This window comes from Longimicrobium sp. (assembly GCF_035474595.1).
GTDB lineage: Bacteria > Gemmatimonadota > Gemmatimonadetes > Longimicrobiales > Longimicrobiaceae > Longimicrobium.
In genome coordinates this window covers 1-3,190 of record NZ_DATIND010000105.1, presented here as the reverse complement: position 1 = coordinate 3,190, position 3,190 = coordinate 1, and the positions used below count along the sequence as shown (strand labels likewise).

Here is a 3,190-nt window from a genome sequence, read left to right as displayed (position 1 = left end):
CCGGACTTCGATGGCGATGGAGCCGATCTCGGTGTTCGGCCGCGAGCTGGACCGCGCGGCCGTCGCCCGCCGCCTGCGGGAGCTGGGGGCGAGCGTCGCCCTGGACCCGCCGGCGGACGACGCCTGGCGCACGCTGGGCGTGACCTTCGGCCGGCTGCTGGGCCGCAAGCTGCTGAAGCTGTACTTCGACCCGGCGCACTGCTCGGGAGAGAGCTGGGCGCGGCAGATGGACGGGATGCGCGGCTACTTCTCGCGCTTTCCCGAGACGCCGCGGAAGGAACGGGTGCTCATGCTCACGCACACCTTCGGATTCGAGCTCGGCACCGAGTTCGTTCCCGACGCGGCGAGCGCCGGCGACCCGCGGATGCGCGCGCTGTTCGACATCACCGAGATGCTCGACGGCGTGCTCTTCAGCCCGTCCGCCATGCTGGACGCGCGCGGCCGCGTGCTGCTCTGCGTCGCGGGCGCGCCCGCGGAGGACCCCGGCGCCGTGTGGCCGCGGGTTGCCTTCCGTGCCCGCGTCAACGCGATGCCGGCCGGGGGCGATGATGACGAGGACGAGCCGGATCCCGAAGCCACCGCGCCGGCCGCCGGGCGCGTGGCAGTCCGCGCCCTCGCGCTGGCGGCGCTCACCGCGCGCGGGCTGCTGGAAGACGAGCGCGGCCACCCCGGCATCGGCGGCACGCACGCGGGGATGCTGGCCTGGGCACGCGACGTGGGCGCCGAGGCCGAGATGGAGCCCGCCGAGCGCGAGGTGCTGCGGACGCCGATCGGGTCGCTCCCGCGCCAGGCGCAGGTCGATGCCGTCTGGCGGCTGGAGGGGCTGAGCGTGCTGCTGTGGGCGCTCGGCCGCGCCGAGATCCCGCCGCACGACCGCATCTCCGACGCGCAGACGCTGTGGGCGGCCGCGGGGCTGCTGGACGGCGACGCCGCGCGCCGCCTGCTCCACGCACCCGTGCTGCGTCCGCGCGGCGAGATCGGCGCGCTGCGCGGCCGGCTGTTCGCGCTGCACTGGCGCCTGCGCGACTTCTCGCTCCGCCGCGGGGCGATGGATTTCGCGCAGTTCGCCTCCACGGCATGGTTCGGCCCCCTGGACGTTACCGGCGTGCCGCTGGTGGACGGCGACCTCGCGATCGGTGGCGTCCGCATCGACCGCGCGCCGCCCGAGGCGCTCGGCAACGCGATGAGCGCCGCCAGCGAGCGCCATCTCGCCGCCAACTGGCTGTGGGAAGGCCCCGACACCTACTCCCAAGCCGATGTGAGCACGTGAAGCGGCCGGCGCGAGTCCGGACAGCCGCACTACGGCGAATCGCCACTTCGTCTCGCACCCCGCGCCGGTGCCGGACAGCAGTCCCGCAGGGACTTCGTGCCGTTGTTGCCGCGAATTCATTCGCCTTCCGCACCCGGGAAGCACGAGAGGCCGGCGCCCGCGCGCCGGCCTCTTCATCTCCTCCCGATCCTCATCGATCGTGCAATCCGGCAGCACACGTGCGACCTCGCCTATAGATCCTTCGGCCTGCAACTGCTCGTGCGGGGGCAAGAGCAGTGTGACCGGCCTCAGGATGACGTCTCTCTGTGCGTTTGTAATGCACGGTTGACTGCCAGATCATCATCTCCCTCCCCTGTCCCCTGTCCCCCGCTCACCAGGCGATGCCGTAGTCCTCGCCGTAGTTGCTGCTGCCGCCCCAGAAGCTGCCGTGCTCGCGGTCGATGAAGATGGCGTTGATGGGGCCCGAGGTGAGCCGCTGCACCTCCAGCGTGTACCCCATCCCCCGCAGCTGCGTACGCACGGAATCCGGCATCGACGCGTTCACCAGGATGCGCCCGGGCCGGCTCTCGTGCCCGCCAAACGAGCTGCGCATCTGGTAGCTGTTGATGTTGGGCGCCTCGGCGGCCTGCTGCACGTTCATCCCGAACTCCACCACGTTCAGGAAGAACTGGAGGAGGTTCTGGTCCTGCGTGTCGCCGCCCTGAACGCCGAACGCCAGCATGGGCTTGCCGTCGCGCAGCGCCAGCGTGGGCGTCAGCGTTACCCGCGGGTGCTGCCCGGGGCGCACCACGTTGAACGGCGTCTCGGCCGGGTCGGTCACGAAGCTCTGCATCCGCTGGCTCAGCCCCACCCCCGTGCGCCCGGCCACCACCGCCGGGATCCATCCCCCGCTCGGCGTCACGCTCACCACCCACCCCTCCTCGTCGGCCGTCTCCACCGACGTGGTGCCCAACTGGAACTGGCGCTGGAACTCGGCGAACGAGGTGGGCGGCGCCGACACCGAGTCGCGGCCGTTCATGGTGTTGGGCCACTCGCGCAGCACGGCCAGGTACGGGTTGCGCCCGCCCTGGAACGGATACGGATCGCCGGGGAAGATGTCGGGGCGGTTGCGCGCGGGGTCGATGAGCGCCGCCCGCTGCTTCGCGTACTCCTTCGACAGCAGCCCGCGCACCGGCTCCTCGGGCGGCACGTACGGGTCGCCGTAGTAGAAGTCGCGGTCCGCGAAGGCCAGCGACATGGCCTGGTACACGGTGTTGATGTAGCGCGGCGAGTTGTAGCCCATCGACTTCAGGTCGAAGTTCTCCAGGATGTTCAGCGCCTGGAGCATGGCCGGCCCCTGCTGCCACACGTTCAGCTTGTAGACGTCGATGCCGCGGTAGCTCGTGCGCACCGGCTCCTCGATCCGCACCCGCCAGCTCGCCAGGTCCTCGAGGGTGAACAGCCCGCCCTGCTCGCGCACCGAGCGCACCAGCTCCTGCGCGATGTCGCCGCGGTAGAAGCGGTCGTACGCCGCCATGATCGCCTCGCGGCGGCTCTTCCCCTGCCGGAGCGCCTGCTGTTCGGCGTCCACCAGCTTGCGCAGCGTGGCGGCCAGGTCCGGCTGCCGGAAGATCTCGCCGATGGCCGGCCCCTCGTGCGCCGCGCCGGGGTGGACCAGGAAGAGCGCGCGGGAGTACGGCCACTGCCGGATGAGCTCCTTGTTGCGCTCGATGGAGCCCGCCGTCTCCTCCTCGATCGGGTAGCCGTCGGCCATCTGGATCGCCGGCTCCAGCACCTCCTTGAGGGACAGCGTGCCGTACTCCGCCAGCATGGTCATCAGCCCGCCCGGCGTCCCCGGCGTCACCGCCGCCAGCGGGCCGTACTCGGGCGGATAGCTCATCCCCTTGGATCGAAAGAACTCCGGCGTGGCCCCCGTGGGCG

At 71.5% G+C, this 3,190-nt stretch carries 2 protein-coding genes; one reads left to right on the top strand and one right to left on the bottom strand.

The window, feature by feature from the left end:
• Positions 1-1,270: DUF4272 domain-containing protein (locus tag VLK66_RS19045; protein ID WP_325311053.1), on the top strand; the 1,270-nt coding region annotated here is incomplete at its 5' end.
• 370 nt (positions 1,271-1,640) lie between these two features.
• On the opposite strand, the gene VLK66_RS19040 is transcribed toward VLK66_RS19045, so the two are convergent.
• Positions 1,641-3,190 (bottom strand): gamma-glutamyltransferase family protein (locus VLK66_RS19040; protein WP_325311052.1); only part of this gene is annotated, 1,550 nt, incomplete at its 5' end.